The organism is Bacillus salipaludis, assembly GCF_030938565.1.
GTDB lineage: Bacteria > Bacillota > Bacilli > Bacillales > Cytobacillaceae > Neobacillus > Neobacillus salipaludis_A.
In genome coordinates, this window is sequence record NZ_JAVGVR010000001.1 from 6,237,545 (window position 1) to 6,261,405 (window position 23,861).

Below are 23,861 nucleotides of genomic sequence, written 5' to 3' on the forward strand. Positions count from 1 at the left end.
ACCTATATTTTATCATTTTAGTTTTCGACACGATTAGCGATAATGTCGAATTTTTTCGAATTTTATCAATTTTTTATACGCGAAATTTATAGTACTATTTAAATAGTTTAATCGCGATCGAAAAATGATAAATTCACTTAAAAAATGACCCTATTTTTCATGAAAATTTAAGGAGTGGTAGGTTTATGAGGAATCCTGATAGCATTACGATAGAGGAGTTAGATGAACGAATTGCTCATTTTGAGGACCGTCTTACCGATTTTATTATTACCGAAGATCAAATTGAGTTCATCCAAGAAAGGTTAAAGGAACTAAAGACGCTAAAGAGTGCAAAACTCTAATGCCACAGGGACGGTTAACCGTCCCTATGGGCGATTTATGCTTTCGAGAAAGGATTTATCGGCTTACCTCAATAAGCAAATCCCCTTGTTGAATGGCTTCCCCACTTTTCACATAAATATCTCTTATGATTCCGTCGAATGGTGCTTGAATGGTGGTCTCCATCTTCATCGCTTCGGTAATGATGAGATGATCACCTTTTGAGACCGTTTCTCCCTTTTGCACCAATACTTTGATAATCGTACCCGGCATAGTAGCTCCCAGATGGTTTAAATTGGTTAAATCAGCTTTCTGTCTAGAAAGGATAGTGGTCTTAATACTCTCATCTTTAATCATGACTTCACGGGATTGACCATTTAACTCAAAATACACCGTACGTATGCCATCCTGCCCAGCCTCACCAATGGAGACAAGCTTAACAATCAACGTTTTCCCTTTTTCAATTTCAATTTCCATTTCTTCGCCAAGGCGCATTCCGTATAAGAAAGTAGGCGTGTCTAAAACGGAAATATTCCCAAATTGCTCAACGTTCTTCTGATAATCGATAAATACTTTTGGATATAAGGCATAAGCAATCGCTTCTTGACTGGTAACAGGACGGTTAAGCGAAGAAAAAAGCGTTTTTTCTATTTGTTCAAAGTTAACCTCTTCTAATCGTTCTCCGGGACGAACCGTAATCGGCTCTCTCCCTTTCAGAACAATGCGTTGAAGTTCTTTTGGGAAACCTTCATAAGGCTGACCTAAATACCCCTCAAATAGTTCAATTACCGAATCCGGGAAATCCAATGTTTCTCCGCGCTCGTAAATATCCTGCTCCGTAAGATTGTTTTGAACCATGAATAGGGCCATATCACCAACGACTTTTGAAGAAGGCGTTACTTTGACAAGATCTCCGAATAAGTGATTCACCCTTGAATACATGTCTTTTACTTCATCCCAGCGATCCCCTAATCCAACTGATTTGGCCTGTTGCTGTAAGTTGCTGTATTGACCTCCGGGCATTTCGTGAACATATACCTCTGTATGCGGGGCGATCATTCCACTTTCAAAAGGTTGATAATACTTACGAACATCTTCCCAATAATAGGAGAGCTCCTCAAGGCTCTGAATATCGATGTTTGGTTTCCGTTCCTGACCCTCTAACGCATAAAATAACGAATTCGCACTTGGCTGCGAGGTTAAACCCGCCATCGAACTTACGGCTGTATCGATAATATCTACCCCTGCCTCAATGGCCTTCGCATACATATAAATTCCGTTTCCACTTGTATCATGGCTGTGCAGGTGAATCGGAATGTCTACGGTTTCCTTTAAAGACGAGATTAACTCATAAGCGGCTTGTGGCTTTAATAATCCAGCCATATCTTTAATCCCAATAATATGGGCACCTGATTCTTCTAGCTCTTTCGCAAGCTGTTTATAATAACTCAAATCATACTTTCTTCTCGTCGGATCTAAAATGTCTCCAGTATAACACATGGCAGCTTCGGCAATTTTACCGCTGTCTCTTACAGAATTAATCGCTAATGACATCCCTTTCACCCAATTTAAACTATCAAAAATTCGGAACACGTCAATTCCGGCATTTGCTGATTCTTCAACGAATTTTTTAATCACATTGTCTGGATAGTTTTTATACCCCACCGCATTGGAAGAACGAAGAAGCATTTGGAATAATAGATTGGGCATTTTCTTGCGTAATTGGAATAACCGATCCCAAGGATCCTCATGTAAAAAACGATACGATACATCAAATGTAGCACCACCCCACATTTCTACCGAAAAAAGATGAGGGGTTAAGCGTGCCGTTGGCTCCGCAATTCGTACTAAATCATTGGTCCGTATCCGGGTTGCCAGCAGAGATTGATGGGCATCACGAAAGGTCGTGTCGGTTAACAATACTTCTTTTTGTTCCTGAATCCACTTGACGACACCAGCAGCACCTTCAGCATCCAAAATTTGTTTCGTACCAACGGGAATAGGTTCTGAACAGATGGTTTTAGGTAAGGTGGGTTTTGTAAATACAGGCTTCTTCTTTTTCCCGATGCCAGGGAACCCATTTACTGTGACATTCCCGATATACGTCAGCAATTTTGTCCCACGGTCCTTACTTTTCGGAAATAGGAATAATTCTGGTGTCGTATCAATAAAGGACGTGTCAAAGTCACCCTTTAAAAACTTTTCGTGCTTGACCACATTTTCCAAATAAGGAAGGTTCGTTTTAATCCCGCGGATACGAAATTCACGAAGGTTACGCAGCATTTTTGAAGCCGCCTTCTCAAACGTATCTGCCCATGTCGTTACTTTTACGAGCAAGGAATCATAATAAGGAGTAATGACCGCCCCTTGAAACCCATTTCCAGCATCCAGACGAACACCAAACCCGCCACCTGAACGGAACGCCATAATTTTTCCTGTGTCCGGCATAAAATGGTTAAGAGGGTCTTCTGTCGTCACCCGAGATTGGATCGCAAAACCATTGATTTGTATGTCATCCTGAAGCGGAATCCCCATCTCCTTACTATGTAAGGAGTATCCATCCGCAATGAGAATTTGCGACTGAACAATATCAATCCCTGTAATCATTTCAGTAATCGTATGCTCCACCTGAACCCTTGGATTCACTTCAATGAAATAAAACGCATCTCCTGCCACAAGGAACTCTACGGTTCCGGCATTTAGGTAGCCAACGTTTGCCATTAATCGAATAGCTGCCTCGCAAATTTGTCTACGCAATTTTTCCGATAAGGTAACACTCGGTGCGATTTCCACAACTTTTTGGTGTCGGCGCTGGATCGAACAATCACGCTCATATAAATGAACAATGTTGCCGTCTTGATCACCCAAAATCTGTACTTCAATATGCTTAGGGTTTTCAATAAATTTTTCGATATAAACCTGATCATTCCCAAACGCAGTCTTTGCTTCAGACTTAGCACGTTCATAAGCTTCTTTTAATTCATCCGCACTTCGAACAATACGCATACCACGGCCGCCCCCACCCAATGCGGCTTTAATCATAAGAGGATAACCAAAGTCTCGGCCGAACGTTTCCGCTTCATCCTGACTTGAAATTGGACCATCGCTCCCGGGGATCACGGGAATATTAGCTTGGAGGGCTTGATAACGAGCTTTCACCTTATCACCAAATTGATCAAGATGTCTGGATTGTGGACCAATAAAGATGATACCCTCTTCTTCACAACGTTTGGCGAATTGAATATTTTCCGACAAAAACCCATACCCTGGGTGAATGGCATCTACTTCATGTGTTTTGGCCAGTTCAATGATTCCTTCAATGTCTAAATAGGCTTCAATTGGCTTTTTCCCTTTTCCAATTAAATACGCTTCATCCGCTTTATAGCGATGAAAAGATCCTGCATCTTCATTGGAATAAATGGCTACAGTCCGGATATTTAGCTCTGTGCACGCACGAAAGATACGAATCGCAATTTCCCCTCGGTTTGCCACTAACACTTTGTTAATTTTTCGAGTCATATTTTTACCTTCTCCTTATGATCTATAAACTTAGTAAATAGTAATCTCGTATCTATAATTTGACCAAATTCGTCTCTAGTTCCTTACTGGCTTGATAAATACATTCAAAAAGTTGTTGTAAATCCTCTACTTCAACACTTGAAAAAGCAATCCGGAGATTCTGCTGTCCAAACGAAATGGTACCTACCCCATATTGATCAATTAAATATTTCCGAAGGGACTCCGCATCCACCTGCTTGATACGGAGACAGACAAAATAACCCGAATTAAAAGGATAGGCCTCAAATGCATCCGTATACTTTTTACTGCTCACAATCTCTTTAATTCTTTGCCAACGCGTTTTCATTACTTGAAAATGGTCCTTTCGTTGGACCTCAAAATTTGGATGCTGAAGAACATCTAAAATAAAGGTTTGCGAAGGGTGCGGACAACAGGAAATCGTGCTTCGAATCGAAGCCAAAGTCTTTTCCTCTAAAGCTTCTAAAACTTCTGGATTCTGAATGCCAAAGGTCAGAAATCCAACCCGAAACCCCCATGCGTATTCTTCTTTCGTTGCGCCATCTACCTTGATGGGAAGTACACGTGGATGAACACCAACTAACCGTGAAAAAATCGATTCTTTTATTGAATCCTCATAAAACTGTCCAAAGTACGCATCATCGGCTACCACAACGAGATCAATACCTGAATTTGCTACCCTTATAATTGCCTCAATAATCTTGGCTACTTCTTCTTCATATGGAGTGTATCCTGTTGGATTATTCGGGAAATTCATCACTAAAATTAACTTGGACTTGCCGCATTGCATCATGGCTTCTTCCATCGCTTCTACATGAAACGTACCTGTGCTTGTAAAAAGAGGGTAGGTTACGGTTTGGCTTCCGTGTCGTACATCAAACGTTAAGTGATAATTATCCCAAAACAAATTGGGCAGAATGATTGGATCCCCCTTTTCCACAAATAAGTCAGCCACAATGCTTAATCCATGCGTTAGACCGTTGGTGACAATAGGGAGACCCAATTTCTTTTCACCTAATGAGGGATTTTCCTTCATTAATTTTTCTTTCCAGATCGTTCGTAACTCCATTTTTCCTGTTGGCGGAGCATAAGGATATAAATCCTTTGGATCAAACGCTGCTAGTTTGCTTTGTAAAGCCTCCAAGTACATGGGACTTCCTTTTTTTGTGGCAGTCCCAATCGTTGCATTAAAGGTATGGGCTTTTTCACGAGCCTCTCCACTCTGACTTACAATTCCTCTTGGAAAATACAGGGACTTCCCAAGCGAAGATAACATTTGATAAACATGTGCATCATTTTTTTCTATCGTATGATTTAATTCTTTAGCTAACGGGTTTAACATGGCTCTCCTCCTCGCGGTAATAAATTCTAGTCAATCCAGATCACAGCCTATACAGCGGTGTATTCCACATACTTTTCTTGTGCAAGATAGAGCCCTTCTTCTTCTAATGGAGTGAATTCCCGGAATTTCCTCAATTGCTTTCCATAAACATGGATTGTGATGGCGGGATAATCCCCCACCCCCTCTAAAATATGACAGTCGGCTGGAGGCAATAGCGTCCCTGTATTCTGTTCGTTTACAACGATGGTATCCGTCTGCTGCAACTTAACGATTTTTCCCCCTGATAATTCCTCTAATCGGATATAATTCGTAACTTTGATCTGACCCGCTACAACGCCTTCTGCACCCCATGTTTCATCGTGATCATGAAGCGTGGTCCTTTGACCGGGCTTCCAGACGAGCGCGATCACTTCGAAACGATCCTTTGGATCACAATACAACGGATGCCGCGAGTATCCCCCATCACTTGGCCTTCTCTTCTCTGCAGGCAGCCAGGAATGGGATTGAATTAATTTACCAACTAACCTTTCCGCTTCCAAAACACAAACTTTATCATTCTGACTCCGTTCAACCATATCGGTCATATCCTCAACAAAATCTTTGAAATCATATTTATTCCTGTGATCCATCCTACTTCCTCCTCAATGTATTAGGTCTTACTTTGTATGTGAAAGTTGATTGACGGCTTGTTCTAATTGGCGAAGGGCTTTTTCTAACGTAGAGCGGGGACATGCAATATTCATTCTCATAAATCCCTCTCCCCCTTGACCGAAAATGTGACCTTCATTTAAGGCCAATCTTGCTTTTTGCAGCATAAACTGATCTAATTCTTTCATACTAAATCCAAGTTCCCGGCAATCCAGCCATAGCAGGTATGTTCCCTCCGGTTCGACAAGCTTGATTTGCGGGACATTCTTTTTCAAATACGACCGAACAAAATCTACATTTCCTTCTAAATAATCAATCAGCTGATCCAGCCATTCTTCCCCAGATCGATAGGCACTTTCTAAAGCGGCTATACCAAAAGGGGTTGCCCATCCAATCGCCATACTGTTGATTTCACGATTATAGCGTTCTCTCAGATCACGATTTGGAATAATCACCACAGATGTTTGGACTCCCCAAATATTGAAAGTCTTACTTGGAGAAAAACACGTGATCGTCTGTTTAGCCAGCTCTTCTGAAATCGAGGCGATTGGAACATGTTTATACTCGTTGTAGACGAGATCAAAATGAATTTCATCCGAAACAATTAAAATATTATTTTTAAGACAGATTTCCCCAAGACGTGTGAGCTCTTCTTGTGTCCATACCCTTCCCACGGGATTATGCGGACTGCAAAGGATTAACATTTTAACGGACGAATCAATCTGATTCTCTAAATCCGCAAAATCCATCGTGTATCGTCCATCCTTAAAGGATAGAGGGTTGTTCACAACCGTACGTCCTTGCGATTCAATCACTCTGAAGAAGTGATGGTAAACTGGTGATTGAACGATGATCTTATCACCTGGCTGGGTTAAGGAGCGCAGGAGAAAGGCCAAAGCCGGAATAACGCCGGGGCTATGGGTGATCCATTCCTTTTTAATGGACCATTGATGCCTTCTTGACACCCAATCCACAATCGCTTCAAAATACGAGTCCGGGCGATAGGTGTAGCCATAAATCCCGTGTTCTACCCTTTCCTTTAAGGCTTCAATCACAGTAGAAGGTGCCTTAAAATCCATGTCAGCCACCCACATGGGCAGGACATCATTCACACCAAAGCGTGTCTCAAGATCATCCCACTTATCGCAAGCTGTATTGGTCCGGTTAATTTCCTGATCGAAGTTGTAATTCATTTCGCATCCCCCAAACTAATTAACTCTTTACGCCAAACTATATTGCAAAAACCATGCCAACTATAAAAATGATCCTCAAGCATTGATACAACAATTTTTGGTGTATTCGTTCAAATTTGCTTTTGGCCGTCTTTTAGCAAATCTGATAAGAATCCATCTCACATCCGAAAAAAAATCCTTCCTCAGAAAGGAAGGATTATCTCATTATTGAAATACAGTTGGGATCAACTTACTCGCGATTCTCAAAGTCACACTCCGTAAGAGGTACAACCTTAGTTTTTTTAATCATTTTATAACCAATCCAAAGCACTACAAAGAAAACAATGCCGATATAATTAGCGATGGTCGTTCCCCAATCAAACTTGCCTTCCGTAAATAAATTTTGACCAAGAACTAAAACAATAATGAACAAGAAGGTGATCATTGGACCTAAAGGGAATAATTTAGCTTTAAACGGCAGTTCACTAGGATCTTTTCCTTGAGCAATATAGGCCTTGCGAAAGCGGTAATGACTCACAGCGATCCCGAACCACTTAATAAATCCCGTCATAGCCGAAGTAGCCACTAGCCACATAAAAACGGAACCGCTTCCAAACATAGATGAAAGAAATGAAATAAACCCGAAGATGACCGATACCATTAAGGCAGCCATTGGAATACCGCGAGAATTAACCTTCGCAAACATACGCGGAGCTTTTCCCTCCTTCGCCAATGACCAAAGCATACGTGAAGATGCATACATGGCGGTATTTGCTGCAGATAAAATAGAAGTAAGCAGGACTGCATTCATGGCCGAAGCGGCAAACGCTAATCCGGCCCGTTTAAACACAAGGGTAAATGGACTAATCGAAACATTGCTAATACCCGTTTTAAGCAGATTTGGATCCGTATAAGGAATAATCAAACCAATAATAAAGATCGTTAATACGTAGAAAATAAGAATCCGCCAGAAAATGGTTCGAATGGCTTTAGGGACATTTTTAGATGGATTATTCGTTTCACCAGCAGCCGTTGCAATCACTTCGGTCCCCTGGAAGGCGAAACCGGCAACAAGGATTACACTAAAGAAGGCTAAAAATCCGCCGTGAAAGGGAGCATCTCCTTTTGTAAAGTTACTTAAACCCTCGGTATGCCCTCCCATTATTCCGAATATCATAGCTGTTCCGATGATTAAAAACAAAATAATCGAAACGACCTTAATACCTGCAAACCAATATTCACTTTCCCCATATCCCTTAACGGATAATAGATTAAGAGCTAGTAATATAACTAAGAAAATCGTACTCCATAATAATGCAGAGGAGTCTGGAAACCAATATTTCATTATCAGAACTGCTGCTGAGAGATCGGCCGGAATCGTAATAGCATTGGTATACCAATAATTCCATCCTAAAGCAAATCCGAAGGCGGGATCCACATACCTTGTTGCATAAGTTTCAAATGACCCCGGCACAGGTAAAAAGGATGCCAGCTCCCCTAAACTATTCATCACAAAATAAACCATGATTCCCACTAGTAAATAGGCTGCAAGAGCCCCTCCAGGTCCTGCTTTACTAATCGCTGATCCACTCGATACAAACAACCCTGTTCCGATTGCACCGCCAATCGCCATCATCGTTAAATGTCTGGACTGTAGACTTCGGTGTAACTGTCCAGTTGATTTTTCCTTGTTTGGGATCATATTTAATTTAAGTACCGGTTTGCCCATATAAGTACCTCCGATTTTATAAAATTACTTTCAAAAATGATAAAATATTGCAAAAAATTAATAGCCATTTTGCCGTATACAAAATCAATCAGGCAAAGAATCGTTTGCAACGCTCATCCGTATGAAAGAGGAGTGCGTGTAATCTAGGGATCATCATCACATACAAGCTGACACTGGAGCATAAGATGCAAAGAGAACGATACGATAACGCTTTCATTTAGTTCTGCCAAAGGGGCATGTAGAAGGGACTTATGTACGATCGTAAAGCTTCATAGGTGATCTAGGCAGAACTCGAGACTCAAAATTGACCTAAGATCACCTATGTTCAAAAAATCGTTGATCACAGCAAAAATTATTTCTTAGCAATAGCTTCTATTTCGATCATTACATCCTTTGGAAGACGACTTACTTCCACAGTAGACCTTGCAGGGTTATGCCCCTGCATAAATTGACTGTACTCTTCGTTAATAACAGGGAAATCATTCATATCTTTTATAAAAATAGTCGTTTTTACAATATTCGTAAGTAAAAAATCTTCCTCTTCTAAAATACCCTGAATATTCTTTAAAACCTGCTCGGTTTGAAGTCTAATATCCTTTTGAACTACCTCTCCCGTTTCGGGATCAAGCGGGATCTGCCCCGAAAGAAATAGAAATCCATCTACACGAATGGCTTGCGAGTATGGCCCAATCGCTTGCGGTGCTTTATTTGTTGAGATAACTTTCATCATAGTAATCACTCTTCCTTTTCAAATTTAATCTTAATATCACATTTCCACCGTGCAATAGTGGAAATTAGCATACTTTCAATCTAACAAAAAATAAATCAATTCCTTCCTGTTGTCTCTACAAAATATAGATTCATAAATTCAAAGCGTCTCCATTTTTAATCATTATATAAATAGCTACAGTTATGACAACAGCAGAGAAGATATATTGAAGGGCTTGTCGTTGTTTGCTTAAACGCTTTGCAACGATGGTACCAAAGATTCCCCCTATAAATCCACCGCATACAAGTGCCAGTACTACGAACCAATTAACCAATCCAGAAAGGCTGTAATTCAGTGCGGTTGTTAGTCCAAAAGTTCCTACAGAAAACAAGGATGTGCCGATTGCTTCAACGATGGCCATATTTGTGGCTGCCAGCAGGGAGGGAACAACCAAGAATCCACCGCCTATGCCAAAAAATCCTGATGCCAATCCTGTCATAACGCCGAATAGGGATAACTTTTTTCCATTAAATTTATCCATTTAACTCAAACCTTCTGTTTCAATATTTGCTGCCTGTTTTACTGCCTTTTTAGGCATGATCATCTTAATAGCCATAAAAATCATAAGTAGCGCAAAAAGAAACAATAATTGCTTGCTCGGTAAAAGCTTACCAAGATAAGAACCAAAGAGGGCGCCCACTACACCTGGTATTGCAAATACGATGGCCGGTCTTAGGTGGACATGCCCTGCACGTGAATGGGGTATAAGATTCAAGAAGGCATTAATGGAAACAGCAAGGGCTGTACTGCCAATCACAATATGCGGGTCTTTCACCCCGACCACATAAAGCAAAAGAGGAACCGCTAAAATGGAACCGCCACCGCCAATAAGTCCTAAAGTAAAGCCAATTATTCCGCCAGAGGCAATTGTGAGAATCCATTGTAGAATTGTCATTCGATAACTCCTTTTTACAATCCACGATGTGTATATAGGTGTTTCTTTAGTGAATTTTATTTACTAGTTTTGTACTGCTCTCTTTTAGCCATTGGTCAAACCCGCCTGTTAAATTAAGGACTTGGTCAAATCCATTTGCTTTCAAGATACTAACGGCAATCGCCGATCTTGCGCCTGATTTACAGTTTATAAGAATTGGTTTTTCACTAGGAATCTCGTTCATTCTGTCTTTTAAATGTCCAAGCATGATATGGTGAGCCTTAGGAATATGGCCTGCCCTCCATTCACTGTTCCGACGAACATCAAGGACATAATACTCCTCAAGCCTCTCCATAATCTCTTTTGGTTCAACTGATTGATAATCCACGACATCCATTTCATTCAATTCAAGCTGTTCAATGAACGAGTGATCCATCACAGCTTTCACCTGATCTAGTCCAATCGATTGTAATGCTTTCAGGGTTTCCGCTTCTTTTTCCTTACTTACCAATAAATAGATCGGCTGATCATAATCAAGCAGCCATCCAGCCCACGTCACAAAGGATTGATTGCAGGGAAGATTGATGGTTCCCGCAATATGTTTTTGCGCAAATTGCAACGCTTGCCGGGTATCCACCACAATGCCGTTTTGGATCCATTCCTGAACGAGGGTTAATGAAGGTTGTGCATGATGGACTGGCTCAAGTTTTTCGATTAGGGTAGTCCCCTGTTTGTTCAGTGACTTCATGATTCCAAAATATTTTGGCGCCTCAGGTTGTCCGGAAAGCAATTCTTCAATAAATAAATCTTCCTCATCATATTGCAATGCCCAGTTGGCCAACTTTTCATATCCAACGGTTGACGAAGGCACTGCACCCAATGATTTCCCGCATGCACTCCCTGCTCCGTGCGCTGGCCAGACTTGTAAATAGTCTGGAAGTTGTTGAAATCGCTGCAGGGATTTAAACATTTTTTTTGCCAGCGAATAAGCCGAACCCTTTACACCGGCAGCTCTCTCCAGTAAGTCGGGACGGCCTACATCTCCGGCAAAAACAAAGTCACCTGTGAATAAACCAATAGGGGCTTGCACTGTTGTGCCGCCGTCTGTCAATAGGAATGAAACATGTTCCGGTGTATGCCCTGGAGTATGAAGGACTTCAAAGGTTAAATTCCCAATTGAGAAGCGATCCCCGTCTTTCAGCAATTGGGAATCAATCTGATCGGCAATCTGATACTTCCAATCAGCATCGCCCTCATCTGACAGATAAAGCTTGGCCCCTGTTTTGGAGGCCAGCTCCATTGAACCGGAAATATAATCAGCGTGAATATGTGTCTCCGCAACAGCTGTAATCGATAATCCATTAGCCTCCGCTGTAATCAAGTAGGAATGGATGTCGCGGGAAGGATCAATCACAATGGCCACTCCCTTAGCTTGACACCCGACCAGATAAGAGGCATGAGCCAGTTTCTCATCATAAAAATATTTCATGAACATGTGAGTGAACACTCCTTTATTTTGATTTAGGTTCTGAAGCCAGGGTTACAAGCGCTTTAACAAAATGAATCCCCCGCTGAACGGCAGGTTCCTTGATTAATTTGAATACGGTAAAGATGGTCACAGGTGAATGGTCTTTGTCCGCTTCATTTTTCGCCCGCTGAATCAAATTCATGCCATTTTCAACCTTTTGCTGGATCGGGCCTGCGATTTCCTGTGCCCCCTTATACAAATAATCAACGGACTCCTTATCACGGGATATCGATAAGAGGAAATCCATAATCGGTTCCATCATTGACAAGTACTTAGTATATTTAGGGAGGCCCTGGACTAATGCCGTCAATGCTTCCAATGAATCTTTAGTGGGAATGTATTTTCCGAATTCATCTCCTAGTCCACCCAATAAATAGTCCATCGATTCTTTATCGCTCAGAGTGGATTTTATAAAAGCGATGTTTCGTTCTAAGGCAGAATACTGGTCAACAAGCCCTGGCAATTTTTCCAGTGTTTCGATTAAACTAGTTTGTATTTCCTTCTGGCTCAATAATGAAAGTAATGGTTGGAGATCAGATAAGTGATCAATCGTTGTTTTCTGCATAATCTTCCTCTCACTGACATGTTTTTTTATAACAAACCTTTCAACATTCCGTTCCAATAGACAATAGGGAGTACCTGCTTCTTTAATAAATACATACTGTATCTTTCCTTTGCTTGATCAAAAGGAAAGCTCTCATCCGGCTTAGATTCATAATCAAACTCTGCTAAAACTAAGCTGCCATATCCCGTTACAAGTGGGCACGAAGTATAGCCGTTGTACTTTTGCATACCTGTCTTTTGGTTCATTAGACATAATAAGTTCTGGACAAGAACCGGCGCTTGTTTTCGAATAGCGGCGCCAGTTTTTGATGTTGGCAAATTGGTACAGTCTCCAATTCCAAAGATATTTCCATATTTTTTATGGCGCAATGTATACGGATCTACATCCACCCAGCCAGTCTCGTTGGCTAATGGACTTTTCTCAATGAAATCAGGCGCACTCATTGGCGGGACAACATGAATCATGTCATAGGAAACCGTTACCAATTCATCAGTCGAAAGGTTTTTAAAAACAGCCTTTTTTTGCTGTGCATCTATTTCCACTAAATTGTGCTGATAATGTGTTTCAATTTCTTTTCTTTCAATTACTTTGTTCAATGTATCCGCATATTTTTTTACGCCAAAAATACTGCCCGCTCCTGAGAAAAAGTGGATCGTGGAATTTGAGCGAACCCCTGATTTGCGAAAGTAATCATCCGCCAGGTACATAATTTTTTGCGGTGCACCGCCACATTTAACCGGTGTATTCGGATTTGTAAAGATGGCATTACCGCCGCTGAAATTGCGAATATTTTCCCAAGTACTATCGACATAATCAAAAGAGTAGTTACTGCAGACGCCATTCTTGCCAATGCTTTCTTTTAAACCTTTCACCTTGGTCCAGTCAATTTGAATACCTGCTGCAACCACTAAATAGTCATAACTCAATTTGTTGCCAGATGACGTTACGATTGATTGTTCATTTGGAAAAAAATCTTCAACCGCTTCTTTAATCCAAACAATACCATCTGGAATTAAAGTAGACTGTTCTCTTTCTGTTACCTTTTTATCAACAACCCCGCCACCAACCAGTGTCCATAGCGGCTGGAAATAATGTTTTTCAGCAGGGTCAATAATGGCAATTTCCCCATAAAGAGCCCTTGATTCTTTTAATAGACGTGCTGCCACAGTAATACCGGCACTTCCGCCGCCTACAATCACAACTTTGTAGTCTGTCCTATCATTCATATAAACCCTCCTCTAGTCACCTAAGTTTGCACAGATTCAAAGTCTATTTTTTTTAATTTCCTCCCCCTCCCTCTTTTCGTTTTTTTATCTTGCAAGTGTTGTGCCAAAATAAAACCATTGGTAATTCAGCTTTCTTGCTACTGAAAAAACCAGTAATTTATCATTTCCGATATGAAAATAGTGTAAATCTACTGTTTCGTACTGTTTTTAGATTCCCAAATTTGAAAATACTTTCTTAATTATTCAAAAAAAAGATTGCAAATGAGATTTGCAATCTTAGGCCTTTCCTATGAACAAAGTTTATTTAAAAATTGTAATGTCCGTTCATGCCCTGTATGTTCAAAAATTTGTTGAGGTGTTCCTTCTTCAACGATCACACCTTTATCAATGAATACGACTTTATCCGCCGCTTCACGTGCGAAATTCATTTCATGTGTCACGACAACCATCGTCATTCCTTCTTTAGCAAGTTCTTTCATGACCTTTAGAACCTCTCCTACTAACTCAGGATCTAACGCGGAAGTAGGTTCATCAAAAAGGAGGACTTCAGGCTCCATTGCCATCGCCCGGGCAATTCCTACCCGTTGTTGTTGTCCACCGGAAAGCTGGGATGGATAGTGGTTCGCCCGTTCCGATAATCCTACCTTTTTCAGCAATTTAAGAGCCTTCGTACGAGAGGTTTCCTTGTCTTGTTTACGAACGTAAACTAAACCTTCCATAACATTTTCTAGTGCCGTCATATGAGGAAACAAATTGTACCCTTGGAAAACCATACCTGTTTGTTGACGGAACTTAATCACTCGATCTTTTGGAACTTGTTTTTTCTCCTGAAAATCCAAAGAAAACTTTCCAAGCGTAATGGTCCCTTTTGTAGGCGCTTCCAATAAATTCAGACAACGTAACAAGGTTGTTTTCCCTGAACCCGATGGCCCAATAATACAGACTGTATTGCCTTCCTCAATTTTAAGATCGATTCCCTTTAAAACCTCTGTTTGTCCAAATTGCTTATGCAGGTTCTTTATCTCAATCACGCGGATATCCCCCTATCAAATTAACCCGTCACATAACGATCAAACCGTTTTTCCATCCGTCCTTGAGCGTTAGAAAGAACTGTACTGAAAATCAAATAAATAAATCCTGCTAGACAATAGAGTACCAATGGTTCATAGGTTGTTGCGGTAATTTGCTGGGCCACTCTAAACATTTCCGTCACCGTAATGGTAGCGGCCAAAGATGTATCCTTTACCAAACTAATAAAACTGTTTGCCAAAGGCGGAACAGACACCCTTGTTGCCTGCGGGAGAATAATTCTTTTTAATGCCTGCGGGTAGCTCATCCCAATGGAGTAACCTGCCTCCCATTGACCTTTGGGAATGGAAAGGATAGCTGCGCGAATAATCTCTGAGTTATAGGCGCCCATATTAATGGTAAAACCGATTATTGCGGATGGCAGCGGACCAATGGTAACCCCTATACTTGGAAGACCATAAAAAATAACAAACAGCTGAACAAGCAGCGGTGTTCCCCTAATCACCCATACATAAAATCGTGCAGCAGCATCCAGAGGTTTAATTCCAGAGATTCGAGCCAGTGCAGTAAGCAGAGCAAGAATCAGTCCCAGAAAAAAAGAAAGGAGTGTCAACGGCACGGTAAAAGCAACCCCGGCTTTTAACATCGGAAAAAATGAGTTGACAACGATGTCAATAATTCGGTCCATTCTTTCTTGATCCAACATTCGAACACTCCTTATTTGGAAACATCGGTTTCAAAGTATTTTTTTGAGATGCTTAAATACATCCCATCTTTCTTCATATCAGCGAGTGCTTTATTGATAGCATCGACCAATTCTATATTCCCTTTTCTTAACATAATTCCCATTTTTGTTGGTTCATCAAGTTCGGCTGCAACTTTAAGCGGCGCATTAGGCTGTTGCTTTTTGAAATCAAGATAAGACAACCCATCATTAATCGTCGCATCCACACGTTTTGAAATTAATAAATCAATAGCTTGATTAAATCCTTCAACACCGACGATTTCAGCACCATTGGAAGCTGCCATGTCTTTAAACATACTAGTTAGTGACTCGGCTGACTTTTTCCCCTTCAAATCTTTGAACGTTTTAATCGTGTTATTGTCTTTGCTGACAATTAAGTAAGGTTTTGACACATTCGTTGGATCAGAAAAATCATATTTTTCCTGCCGGTCAGGACGAATACCTACTTGACATGCAATAATATCGAAGCGCTTCGAATCAAGTCCCGCAAAAATTCCGTCCCACGGGGTTTCAACAAATTCAGCTTTCACACCAAGTCTTTTTGCTACTTCTTCAGCGATTTCGATATCAAAACCAGTCAATTTCCCCGATGCATCATGGTAACTAAACGGTGCATATGTTCCTTCTGTACCAATTTTAATCGTCCCATCTGCTTTTATTTTTTCCAGTAGTTTCTTACTTTCTGCCGCCTGATCAGGTTTGGCTGATGTTTCTTTTTGAGTGTTCCCGCATGCCGTTAATACAAGTGCTACGAATACTGAAAAAGCAAATATAAATAAACTCTTTTTCATAAAACTCCCCCCTGTATTTATAAAAAATGGATGATTTGCGGTTTATTAGTTTCATTTTTCAGTATCATTTAAATATTCTGTTAATTTATCCCGTTTCAATATCTACTTTTTTCAAATGAACTCCACCTCCTCCTATTCAATTACTTTTTATGCAAAAGTTGTGCCATAATAAAATCCTTGTTAATTCAACATTCCTGCTAAAAAAAAAGATGCATCATTATCATTTCTGCAATAATTCTAGTGAAAACCTACTGTTCAGTACTATTCTCCTATTCCCAAATTCGAAAAATATTTTTCAATTATTCAAAAATATTCCTTTTAAAGCCAATAAATATAGAGCAATATCTCCATATTTATTGGCCCCTGGCAAGGATTTTCTATCCTAGTTTTCCACTTGCCTCAACAATTTGATTAAGAAACTGTTCAACCTCTTCCTGACTTTTTCCAAGTTTACTTACAAAGCGGTCCAGTTCCTTCCCTTCTTGAAAAGCAATAAAGCTTGGGATTCCGTACACGTCTAGTTTCTCTAAAACTTCTGGAAAATGTTCTCGGTTTACTGCAATCATGTCTACCTTTTCTTTATACGATTCTTCTAAAATGGGCATAAATAAATCGGTATGCTGGCAGTCTGGGCAATATTCGGCATAGAATTTGGCCATAACTGGTTTTGTTGATAAAATTGCCTCTTCAAACTCTTGTTTCGTTTTAATCTCTTTCATTTTTAAATCCTCCCTATATTTGGTTTTCCATGATAGATTGATTGTTTTCACTACATAATTCACTTGCATCAAGGTATTTTTCGCAATCCAGTGCAGCCATACAACCGCTTCCTGCCAGCGGTAATGGCTTGGCGGTATTTATGATCTTGAACATCCCCACAGGCGAATACACCTGGAATATTGGTTTCGGTGGTACCAGGATTCACCACGATATATCCCATATCGTCCGTTTTGATTTGATTGTCTAAAAATGCTGTGTTCGGTTTATGGCCGATGGTAACGAAAATACCATCCGTTTCCAGGATTTCCTCTTTTCCTGTTTCGCTGTTTCTTACTTTCAAGCCAGTAACGTGTCGATCCCCTGCAATTACTTCTTCAGGAATGGAATTTAAGCTCCACGTAATTTTGGGATTCTTTTTGGCACGGTCTTGCATAATTTGGGAAGCGCGAAGCTCCTTTCTGCGATGGACAATGCGAACCTCCGAAGCAAACTTCGTTAAAAAATTGGCCTCTTCCATAGCTGAATCCCCGCCGCCGACAACGATAATTTTCTTTCCTCTAAAGAAAAATCCATCGCATGTTGCACAGGTGCTTACCCCACGGCCAATATTTTCTCTTTCCCCCGGAATTTCCAAAAGTTTTGCAGAAGCTCCCGTTGAAATGATTAATGATTGCGTTTTTAGCTCCCCTATTCCTTCCACCGTTAAGGTAAAAGGGTTGTTTGAAAAATCGACCTTTTTAACCCAACCTCTTTTAAACTTTGCTCCAAAATGCTCAGCTTGCTTTCGCATGTTCTGCATCAACTCTCGTCCTAGAACCCCTTCAGGAAAACAGGAAAATTCTCGACATCTGTTGTCAATGTCAATTGCCCCCCTGGTTCTGGCCCTTCAATGACTAAAGGACTTATGTTAGCACGTGCTAAATAGATTGCAGCGGTTAACCCAGCAGGTCCAGTCCCTAGAATAATAGCTTTATACATCTCATTCCCCCTTTCTCTTAGTCATGAAGATTAACTTGCAATATTCGTGCCAATTTTAAATTCCTTGCAAAATCACTATTTCCCCAGCTTCTGATAGGTTACTTATTCCTATTTCCTATCATGTTTGAAAAAAATTTTTTTAAAACTAAGAAAACATGAACCAGGTCAACTTACCAATTAAAAAAGGGCGATTCCGATTAGGAATCGCCTACATTAAAACCTATTCAGTTAGATCGCTTTAGTTACTGTTTCAACATCCTCGAGCTTCTCAGGCTTTAACTTCTTTATTGCAAATCCAGTGGCACCGTAGAGTAAATCGAATAATGGGACAAAGAAAGCTAAAAAGACATATGGGAAATAAGCATATGGCGATACACCCAGCATCTGCGAACAATAGATGGCGTTGGAATTCCATGGAATAACCGGTGCACCCATCGTTCCAACATCCTCGATATTACGCGAAAGATTTTCTGGCGCCAAATGATTATTTTTAAAGACATTTCTCATAAGCGAACCCGCTACAATCGCAGTTAATAACATCGATGAGCCAATCATATTTGTGATTAAGGCAATTAACATAGTCACTAAAGTTATTTTAAAAGTAGAACCGTGTGTACGTTTAACTAAAGGCTCTACTAAAGCACTGAGAATGCCTGATTGTTCTAACATGCCGGTTACACACATGGCTAAAAGGACAACAAGGAATGAGCTCATTAAACTGTAGAGCCCGCCTCTGCTTAGGATGGGGTCAACTAACGTACTGCCGCTTTTAAACACAAATCCATTGGTCATGATATCAAACACTTTTGTTAAATTATACCCCTGAGTAAAAACAGCGACAGCCATGCCGCTAAACACTCCCATTAATAGCGAGATAATAGATGGAATGCCCTTTATAAGCATCACTAGTACAACCAGAAGAGGAATCAATGAAATCCAGGATAAATGGAAATGCTTTGATATTACACCAGTGATTTGTTGAATCTCCTGCATATTCGCTCCACTTTTTCCATACTTTAAACCTAAAATGATAAAGATAATTGCTGTTAGAATATACGCCGGGACAGTTGACCATAACATATGTTTTACGTGTGACATTACTTTAGAGCCGGCAACGGTAGCTGCTAAAATGGTACTATCAGACAATGGTGACAACTTATCTCCAAAGAAGGAACCACAAATAATGGCACCTGCTGTCATTGCTTGGGGAACTCCAAGTGCATTACCAACTGTCATTAAGGCCAAACCCGCTGTACCCAAAGTCCCCCATGAAGTTCCGGTTGCAAGAGATGTTGCTGATGTTAGGAGCAAAGCCGTGATTAAAAAGTATTGCGGTGAAATTAATTCTAAGCCCCAATACATAACATAAGGGATTGTACCAGAAGCCATCCAGGTAGCAATCATGACGCCGACTACTAAAATAATCGTATTCGGCTCAAAAGATTGCTTTCCCATTTCCCAAGCCATATTTTGAACCTCATTATATTTGTATCCCAGTTTCATAACTAGCAGGCTCACAACAATCCATAACAACAAAAACATTAATTCCAGAGATGCACCAAAACCAAGTGTTCCTGTAAGCAGCAGGCCGAAAAAGATTAAGACAGAAACCACTGCATATTTAAATGACACCGGAAATTTATAAGATTTATCATCCCACGAAACAGTTGCATTTCCCTGCTTTTCAGGTTTGTTCCCCATACGCAAAACCTCACAATTCAATTAGTTTTTTTTAAAACCATATTTATCATAGTTTAGCTTAATCTGTTTCAATGCGCGCTCTAGTAAAGCCCTTGTGCAAGCAATATTTACTCTTACAAAGTTACCACTATCTTTTCCGTATGAACTCCCATCATTGACTCTAACCCCTGCGTCTGTAAAAAATTCATCCAATTCCGTACTGGTGAGGCCCAGCCCCTCACAGTCAATCCATAACAAATAGGAACAATCAGGATACTGAACTTTTAACTTTGGTAAATGTTTATGGATATAGTTAATCGAAAAATCAATGTTGCTTCGTAAATAAGCATTTAATTCATCCACATAATAATCGCATTTATTATAAGCCGTAATTAAAGCCTCAACTCCTAAATAGTTATAATCAAAGTGGTATTTTGTGTAAATATCATCAAATGCTTTTTTCATTTTTTTATTTTTTATAATCACATATGCACTGAAGAAAGAGGCTAAATTAAAGGTTTTACTTGGAGAGTTCATTACCACCACATTTTGATCTTCTTCCTCACAAATCTCTAAAAAGGAGTGAAAAGGCAAACTTTTGTGAATCATATCGCTATGAATTTCGTCACTTATAATCATTACGTTATTCTCACGGCATAAATCATACATTCTCTGCATTTCCGCTTTTGTCCATACCCGCCCGATTGGATTGGCTGGATTACATACAAGAAGTATTTTCACATCTGGTAGCTTTCGTTTAGCTTCTAAATCTTCAAAATCAATCTGATAACTTCCGTTGTAGTAAGTTAATGGATTGTCGACTGCAACTCTATTAAAATTCTCTATTACCCTTTTAAAGGTTGCATAGACAGGAGGCTGTATCACTACTTTGTCTCCCGGATTGGTATAGGCATCTAAAAACATCCATAACGCCCCTGTCATTAATCCAGGCGCATAAAAACTAATATCGTCTGCCCTAATATCAATTTTATGATGGCGGCCATACCACCCTTTGATCGCATCATTAAATCGATCATGCGGAAAATATCCATAACCAAATACGCCAAAATCCACCTTTTCCCTTACAGACGCTAAAACTTCACATGGTGCCTTGTAATCGGTATCAGCAATGCCCAGTGCGATTCAATTGGCCGCATTTTCCTTCATTGTCCCATTTATCGGAATCCGTACCAATTCGATTAATCGTTTCATCAAAGTTGTGAATCATGCTTACCCCCGATTTTTCTAAAAAATTACTGCGAATGCGTTTAGATTTTCGCAGCCAATATATCAAATGAAACTTTTTAGCAGTCTTCCGGACGCACCCCCGAGATGTGTCCAAAGAGACAGAACACAATTAAATAGCTCCATATAACATTTTAATCTTCTCGTCCGTCCAGCCAAAAATCCCACCGGTATGAATAAACAGTATGTTTTGGCTTCCCTGCAAGTTTTCCATCTTTAAGTTCGTTGTATAAACCATACATTCGACTTCCCGGTATATCTACCGGATCAAGGATAATCCCTTCTTCTTGTGCGAATTGACTCTATGAATCTCAGTTCATCCAATTGGCTCTTACCGTAACCTAAACCTATATAGCGATCAATAATGTTGATTTCCTCAGCCGAAAAACGGAGATGATGGTCTCTATATTGATCCATATCTTCTAAAATGTGTAATAGATCATGAACGGCTTGTTCCCTCTGATTTAAGACACTCATGCCAATAATGGTTTTATTTTGATTACTTTCTTTTATTTCCATATAACAAACCGGCATAGGCACCGCCCGACCGATTCGTAACGACAATCGTGTCGAACACGATTCCTAATTGCCTGTTCTTGAAGGAGTATTTCATAATAGGCTTCTACATACCCTAGAGCACCAATGCCGTTTGAGCCTCCCATCGGAATGACATAGGGGTTGTGCCCGGAGGCAATCAATCTCTTTTGTCATTTTTGCAATCACTTGTAGGTGTTAAATCTTGATACTCATCCTCAGTTGCCACCTTAATGGTTGCACCAACTAATTTAGTAAGAAATAGATTCCCTTCCGTTCTATTTACTTCACTTTCTTTTAAAATCAACAAGGATTTCATCTGGTATCTCAGCCGCTCAACACCGCAGTTGCCCTCGCGTGGTTCGATTGGATCCCGCCACAGGTAATTAAATAATCACATTTTCTGTTTTTTGCATCGGCTAATAAATATTCCAGCTTTCTAATTTTGTTTCCCGATGATCCCATTCCCGTCTGGTCATCGCGCTTGATAGAACCTGATTCGTTTAAGTGTTTATTGAAAAAAGTCCACTTTTTCAACCTTTTGTGGGTACATTGGCGATCTCTATTTTCTCCATTAAGTATTTTCCAATCATTATAGTATTTTGTAAGAAGACATCGGCTGTTTTTACATGATCCAAGGCTTTAAATAAATCATTTAGAAGATCATTTTTATCTTCAATGCCGCAGCTCAGCCGAACTAGCCCGTCTGTCACCCCTAATTCAAGCCTCTCTTTTTCAGGAATTACGGCATGGGACATCGTGAAAGGATAAGATAATATCGATTCAACACCGCCTAAGCTAATGGCCACTATAGGTATGCTTACATGGGCAAAAAAGTCCTTCACATTTTCATAGCTTCCTAAATCAAATGTTAAAACAGCTCCACCGCTGCCTGCTTGGAAAAATCAATCTCCCGTCCATTGTGATATTCAAGACTCGGATAATAAACAGCCTTCACCTTGCTATGCTTTAAAGCTCACCCGCTATAAATGCCGCATTTTCAACTTCCTTTTCCATACGGATTTTCAGGGTCTTGATCCCTCTTAAAATTAACCAGAAACTCATATGGGGGAGCATACTGCCCAGCATTTTTTGCGTTTTGAATAACGTTTCCGCAATCTCTTATTGGCTGATAATGAATCCAGCGGTTACATCACTATGGCCATTGATAAATTTTGTCGCACTATGGATGACGATATCCACTCCCAATTTAATCGGATTTTGGAAATGGGTGTCATAAACGTATTGTCGATGATGGTCAGCAAGTTGTATTTCTTTGCTAAATTAACAACACCTCTAATATCGGTAACCGTTAATAAACAGGGATTAAGCAGGGTGTCTCAATATAAATTCCTTTTGTATTTTGCTTGATTGCTTTCTTCCAGGCGTTAAGATCCGTCTCATCCACGAAAGTGTATTCAATTCCGTATCTCGGAAACATCTCGGTTATGAGCTGATAGGCTCCCCCGTATATATCTTTACAAAGGATTACGTGATCCCCCTGTGAGAAATTTAGCAATACCGCAGAAATTGCCGCCATACCGGAAGCAAAGGCATATCCATATTTAGCAAACTCCAAACAACTACCAGTTTCCTCCAATGCTTTCCTTGTTGGGTTGCCAAAACGCGTGTAGGTAAACTCTTGTCTGTGATTGCGCAAATTTAGCTTGATGAAAGGTAGATGATTGATAGATCGGTACGGATGAGCTTCCGGTATGCTGATCAATCAACGGACCACCGTGAATTAATTTTGTATCCAGTTCCATTTTGTTCACTCCTTTTGATTATAATTATGGAAGAGTTGTGCCATAATAAAATCCTTGTTAATTCAACATTCCTGGTTGGCAAAGGAGATGAAATTATCATTTCCGCGATGATTAGAGCCAAACATGACCATTCAGTACTGCTTTTATTTCCAAATTGAAAAATATTTTATTAATTATTCAAAAATATTTTTCCTTAAGTAAAAAGATTGCAAATGAAATTGCAATCTCAGGGAAAAGTTAGAAAACTTTTAGATGATATCGTTGAAACTACGATAAAGTGTCGATAAACTAATTTTCAATTCATCGGCTACTTTTTCTTTGTCATTTCGGCCATGACCACTCATAAAAGAAACTTTGAATAATGGACTTTTCATATTCGGCAACCATCTCATCTAAGCTTAACCCTCCTGTCTGAATAGGTGCCTTGATCGGTACAAATAATCGGAACAATCTCGAAAACCAATCACACCTCATTCCGCCATATTCACCATATACTCCACATCTTTCTTTGATACCTGCCGGAATATTCCCTGGCCAATCATATTGGATTAGCCATTTTTCTAACTGGCGGTTGACCGTCATGTACGGACGGTTTAAGATTGAACAATACTTACAAATGAAGTATTGGAGGAAGAAGGGAATGTCTTCCCTCCTCTCCTTCAATG

General features: G+C 40.1%; 20 protein-coding genes and 3 pseudogenes. 1 reads left to right on the forward strand and 22 read right to left on the reverse strand.

Annotated elements, in window-relative coordinates; all coding sequences use genetic code 11:
- Nucleotides 1–185: 185 nt before the first annotated feature.
- The gene (locus tag RCG21_RS30950; RefSeq protein WP_165976178.1) at nt 186–341 is read left to right on the forward strand and encodes a hypothetical protein; all 156 of its coding nucleotides are present in this window, start codon (nt 186–188) and stop codon (nt 339–341) included.
- 55 nt (nt 342–396) lie between these two features.
- Here the strand turns inward: RCG21_RS30950 and pyc are convergent, their stop codons facing one another.
- From pyc to RCG21_RS31060, 22 genes and pseudogenes are all read right to left on the reverse strand, one after another.
- Complete coding sequence (pyc, locus tag RCG21_RS30955; protein ID WP_133333203.1) at nt 397–3,837, reverse strand: pyruvate carboxylase; 3,441 nt, start codon at nt 3,835–3,837, stop codon at nt 397–399.
- A 52-nt stretch (nt 3,838–3,889) separates the two neighbouring features.
- Entirely contained in the window at nt 3,890–5,197 is a 1,308-nt protein-coding gene (locus RCG21_RS30960) for an aminotransferase class I/II-fold pyridoxal phosphate-dependent enzyme (RefSeq protein ID WP_133333202.1), read from the reverse strand.
- A 47-nt stretch (nt 5,198–5,244) separates the two neighbouring features.
- The gene (locus RCG21_RS30965; protein ID WP_133333201.1) at nt 5,245–5,826 is read right to left on the reverse strand and encodes a cysteine dioxygenase family protein; all 582 of its coding nucleotides are present in this window, start codon (nt 5,824–5,826) and stop codon (nt 5,245–5,247) included.
- 27 nt (nt 5,827–5,853) lie between these two features.
- A complete protein-coding gene (locus RCG21_RS30970; protein WP_133333200.1) occupies nt 5,854–7,038 on the reverse strand; it encodes a MalY/PatB family protein in 1,185 nt (394 codons plus the stop codon).
- Between the two features lie 229 nt (nt 7,039–7,267).
- Nucleotides 7,268–8,746, reverse strand: coding sequence for an amino acid permease (locus RCG21_RS30975; RefSeq protein WP_133333199.1), 1,479 nt, complete (start codon nt 8,744–8,746; stop codon nt 7,268–7,270).
- Between the two features lie 352 nt (nt 8,747–9,098).
- Entirely contained in the window at nt 9,099–9,476 is a 378-nt protein-coding gene (locus RCG21_RS30980; protein WP_208025319.1) for a RidA family protein, read from the reverse strand.
- Between the two features lie 130 nt (nt 9,477–9,606).
- Nucleotides 9,607–10,410 (reverse strand): annotated as a pseudogene (locus RCG21_RS30985) (sulfite exporter TauE/SafE family protein).
- Nucleotides 10,411–10,456: 46 nt separating this feature from the next.
- Nucleotides 10,457–11,884, reverse strand: coding sequence for an MBL fold metallo-hydrolase (locus RCG21_RS30990; protein WP_133333198.1), 1,428 nt, complete (start codon nt 11,882–11,884; stop codon nt 10,457–10,459).
- 16 nt (nt 11,885–11,900) lie between these two features.
- A complete protein-coding gene (locus tag RCG21_RS30995) occupies nt 11,901–12,482 on the reverse strand; it encodes a hypothetical protein (RefSeq protein ID WP_133333197.1) in 582 nt (193 codons plus the stop codon).
- Nucleotides 12,483–12,508: 26 nt separating this feature from the next.
- Complete coding sequence (locus tag RCG21_RS31000) at nt 12,509–13,708, reverse strand: FAD/NAD(P)-binding oxidoreductase (RefSeq protein ID WP_133333196.1); 1,200 nt, start codon at nt 13,706–13,708, stop codon at nt 12,509–12,511.
- Nucleotides 13,709–13,995: 287 nt separating this feature from the next.
- Nucleotides 13,996–14,739, reverse strand: coding sequence for an amino acid ABC transporter ATP-binding protein (locus RCG21_RS31005; protein WP_133333195.1), 744 nt, complete (start codon nt 14,737–14,739; stop codon nt 13,996–13,998).
- Nucleotides 14,740–14,759: 20 nt separating this feature from the next.
- Nucleotides 14,760–15,443, reverse strand: a complete 684-nt coding sequence (locus tag RCG21_RS31010) for an amino acid ABC transporter permease (RefSeq protein WP_235824720.1) — start codon at nt 15,441–15,443, stop codon at nt 14,760–14,762.
- Between the two features lie 11 nt (nt 15,444–15,454).
- Nucleotides 15,455–16,273 (reverse strand): amino acid ABC transporter substrate-binding protein, encoded by an 819-nt coding sequence (locus RCG21_RS31015; RefSeq protein WP_308912637.1) that lies wholly within the window; start codon nt 16,271–16,273, stop codon nt 15,455–15,457.
- Nucleotides 16,274–16,650: 377 nt separating this feature from the next.
- Nucleotides 16,651–16,992, reverse strand: coding sequence for a thioredoxin family protein (locus RCG21_RS31020; RefSeq protein ID WP_026573868.1), 342 nt, complete (start codon nt 16,990–16,992; stop codon nt 16,651–16,653).
- A gap of 13 nt (nt 16,993–17,005) precedes the next feature.
- A pseudogene (gene trxB / locus RCG21_RS31025) lies at nt 17,006–17,971 on the reverse strand (thioredoxin-disulfide reductase).
- 228 nt (nt 17,972–18,199) lie between these two features.
- Entirely contained in the window at nt 18,200–19,672 is a 1,473-nt protein-coding gene (gene nhaC / locus RCG21_RS31030) for a Na+/H+ antiporter NhaC (RefSeq protein ID WP_133333192.1), read from the reverse strand.
- A gap of 21 nt (nt 19,673–19,693) precedes the next feature.
- Nucleotides 19,694–20,725: a MalY/PatB family protein gene (locus RCG21_RS31035; protein WP_308914221.1), complete on the reverse strand. Its 1,032-nt coding sequence runs from the start codon at nt 20,723–20,725 to the stop codon at nt 19,694–19,696.
- A 283-nt stretch (nt 20,726–21,008) separates the two neighbouring features.
- Complete coding sequence (locus tag RCG21_RS31040) at nt 21,009–21,134, reverse strand: hypothetical protein (protein WP_308914222.1); 126 nt, start codon at nt 21,132–21,134, stop codon at nt 21,009–21,011.
- 29 nt (nt 21,135–21,163) lie between these two features.
- On the reverse strand, nt 21,164–21,430 hold the full coding sequence (locus tag RCG21_RS31045; protein WP_308914223.1) for a hypothetical protein: 267 nt from the start codon (nt 21,428–21,430) through the stop codon (nt 21,164–21,166).
- 160 nt (nt 21,431–21,590) lie between these two features.
- Nucleotides 21,591–21,749: a hypothetical protein gene (locus tag RCG21_RS31050; RefSeq protein ID WP_308914224.1), complete on the reverse strand. Its 159-nt coding sequence runs from the start codon at nt 21,747–21,749 to the stop codon at nt 21,591–21,593.
- 214 nt (nt 21,750–21,963) lie between these two features.
- Nucleotides 21,964–23,196: pseudogene (locus RCG21_RS31055) on the reverse strand (trans-sulfuration enzyme family protein).
- 321 nt (nt 23,197–23,517) lie between these two features.
- On the reverse strand, nt 23,518–23,861 hold a 344-nt coding region (locus RCG21_RS31060; protein WP_504928514.1), incomplete at its 5' end, for an AAA-type ATPase lid domain-containing protein.